A 3,139-nucleotide genomic window follows, 5' to 3' on the forward strand; every position below is an offset into this window, starting at 1 on the left:
GTGACAAAGAGCGTGGTGCCGGCATCGGCCAAACGGTAGAGAATTTCCCAGAAGCGTCTGCGGAAAACCGGGTCGACCCCGCCGGTTGGTTCATCGAGGAAAAGGATTGCGGGGCGGTGCAGAAGCGCTGCGGCGAGGGCCAGCCGCTGGCGCCATCCGGTCGGAAGCGATTCCGCCAGGCGATCGATGAAATCGGTTAAATCGAGCAAATCGGTCAATTCGGCAATACGTTCTTTCAATTGGCCGTTCGGCAAATGATAAACCGAACCGTAGAATTGAAGATTCTCGCGGCCGGTGAGATCGCGATAGAGCGAAAATTTCTGCGACATGTATCCAATGCTTCTCTTGATTTGTTCGCTGTCTTTATAAATATCGAATCCGTTGACAATACCGGTACCGGAGGTGGGAAGCAGAAGGCCGCAGAGAATCCTTATGGCGGTGGTTTTGCCGGCGCCATTGGCTCCCAGAAAACCGAAAATTTCGCCCCGGGCAACTTTCAGGCTGATTTCATCAACCGCGGTGAAAGCGCCGAATTTTTTGGTCAGCTTATCGATGGTGACGGCATAATCCATAGGATCATCCACTCATCATCTGTATGAAGGTGTCCTCCAGTTCGGGAGATATCGGTTCGATAAGGTCGGAAGTGATGCCGATTTGCGAAAGGCGGTCTGAGAAATGCTCGATGGGCCGGTCGTGTGGCGTATAAACATGTATCGTAGAACCGAACCGTCGCGAATCCAGACCCTCAATTTTCCGTATCTGCTGCATGCAAGCATAAGTCGGAGAGGTTTTCACGCGATAGGCCCGGCCGTTGAATTGGCGGGTCAATTCCTCGGGCGTTCCCTCGGCCAGTTTCCGACCTTCATAAATGAAAAGTGCCTTATCGGAGTGAGCGACCTCATCCATATAAGGAGTCGAGACGAGAATGGCGGAGCCGTTCCGGCGCAGGTCTTTGAGGATATCCCAGAACTGCCGCCGCGAAAGGGGGTCGACTCCAGTGGTCGGCTCGTCAAGGACCAGCACTTCCGGGTCATGCACCAGAGCACAACTGAGCGCCAGTTTCTGTTTCATTCCGCCCGAGAGGGCGCCCGCCCGGCGGTTATGGAACGGTCCCAGTCCGGAAAATTCATAAAGGCGCTTTTTCTTCTCGTCGAAACGGTCGCGGCGCAAACCGAACAGACCGGCATAGAAGGAGAGGTTTTCCTCCACCGAGAGGTCAGGATAAAGCGAGAATAACTGCGGCATATACCCCAGCAAGTGTTTCACCTGATTGAATTCGCGGGCGACATCACGTCCGTCGATGGTTATTGTGCCGTTATCATAAGCAATCAGACCGCAAATGGAGCGGAAAATGGAGGTCTTTCCGGCGCCATCCGGTCCGACTAGCGCGACAATTTGACCTCGGTCAACGGTGAGGCTGAAATTCTCGACCGCGACCAGCGAGCCATACTTCTTGGTGAGGCTGTCGATGGTGATAAGGTTCACTTTATCTCCACCGATACCGGCATACCGATTTTTAGCGTTCCCTCGGGATTGGGAATGGTGATTTTGACGGCATAAACCAGATCGGCGCGCGACTCTTTGGTCTGCACATTTTTGGGGGTGAACTCGGCCTCGTCGGATATCCAGGTGATGCGGCCCTGGAAAATGTGATTTTGTCCGTCCTCGGGGTCTATTCCGGCGGCGGCGCCCAGTTTGATTTTGGTCAGGTCGTCCGGGGGAAGGTACACTTTCACCCAAACGGTATCCAGCTGAGCAATCTTGACCAGTTGCTTTCCGGGAGTGACCAGTTCACCTGATTCGATGTATTTGTTGACAATTGTACCAGAACCCGGCGCCAGGGGAAAACAGTCGTTCCATTGTTTCCGGAGAAGGTCGATGGCAGCCAGAGCGCGGGCCAGTTCGGCACGGGCGGCATCCAGAGCGGCGGACGCCTGTTTTTTGGCCAGACCTGCCTGCCGAAAGGCGGTTTCCACCTGGTCATACTGCTGCTGGTTGGCCGAACCGCTCTTGATCAGGGCGCCGATACGTTCATATTCTTTCTTAGCCAGATCATAGTTGAATTCGGCCTGTTCGATACCGAGAGAGGCTGAACGAATCCTGGTCTCGCCCGCTTGCTTGAGCGCCTCGGCATCGCGAAGGCGAAGCAGCACCGTGGTCGTGTCGATCACGGCAATCGTGTCGCCCTGTTTTATGGGGTCCCCTTCATCGAAATGAAGAGCCTTGAGCGGTCCGCCGGTTTCGGCCGAGACGATTATTTCGGTTGCCTCTATCAGGCCGGATCCACCCGGCGGGAGAGTCTTGCCGCTGCAGGAGAGGATTAGCAGGGGGACGGCTATTAAATATGCAAAGGAAAAGAATCTCATCCTAAAATCCTCCATATATTTTGGGTGCCCCGATGGCATAGAGATATTCTGTTTCGGATATGAAATAATTGATTATTGCTGCACGGTACATCTGCTCGGCAGAAGTCAGGTCGGCTTCCATTTCCAGCAGACGGTTGACGCTCAATTTTCCCGCTTGCTGCTTTTCTTTGGCGAGGCGGAATTCATGAGTGATAATCTCCAGCTCTTTTTCCGCAATAGTGCAAGCCCGGTGAGCGTAACGAAGGTTTTCCTGAGTAATACCGGCCTGAAGGGTAAGTGCTTCGGTGAGACGGCTTTTGGCCATCCGGGCGGAAAAAGCCGACTGCCTGGCCGAAAGGGTGCTATTATGGGTTTTGCCGCCGAGATTGAATTCCCAGTTCAGAGCCAGCCCGATGTTGAAATAATCATTCCAGGTCTTATTGAACAGATCTTTGTTGGGTTTTCCGGCCGAATATCCGGCGTAACCGCTGAGGTTGGGAAAGTAGTTGGCCTTGCTGAGACTGATAAGAAAATTGGCCGTGCGGATGCGACTATCAAGTGCTTTTAACTCCGGGCGGTTGATTTGGGAGGAATCGGCGGATTTCTTTGCGGTGTCCAACAGCGGCGGCATCGGAGCCGTGTCGATGGGAACAATTTCCTCGCCGGGCGGCAATCCGATTTGCTGGATCAATGACAGGGAAGCGTTTCTCCTGGTAGTCTCTTTCTCAGCCATAAGCCGCAGAGCTTTCTGATAGGCGAGATCGGCATCAAGAATATCGACCGAATCGGCCAAC

Annotated in this window: 4 protein-coding genes; all 4 read right to left on the reverse strand. The window is 53.8% G+C overall.

Features of this window, described 5'->3' with window-relative positions:
* A partial coding sequence (locus NT002_07280) for an ABC transporter ATP-binding protein (protein MCX6829072.1) occupies positions 1–572 on the reverse strand: 572 nt, incomplete at its 3' end.
* Positions 573–576: 4 nt separating this feature from the next.
* Complete coding sequence (locus NT002_07285; GenBank protein ID MCX6829073.1) at positions 577–1,485, reverse strand: ABC transporter ATP-binding protein; 909 nt, start codon at positions 1,483–1,485, stop codon at positions 577–579.
* Positions 1,482–2,366 (reverse strand): efflux RND transporter periplasmic adaptor subunit, encoded by an 885-nt coding sequence (locus NT002_07290; protein MCX6829074.1) that lies wholly within the window; start codon positions 2,364–2,366, stop codon positions 1,482–1,484. Before NT002_07290 ends, NT002_07285 begins: the two co-directional genes overlap by 4 nt.
* 1 nt (position 2,367) lies before the next feature.
* Positions 2,368–3,139: TolC family protein (locus NT002_07295; GenBank protein MCX6829075.1), on the reverse strand; the 772-nt coding region annotated here is incomplete at its 5' end.

The organism is Candidatus Zixiibacteriota bacterium (assembly GCA_026397505.1).
GTDB lineage: Bacteria > Zixibacteria > MSB-5A5 > GN15 > PGXB01 > JAPLUR01.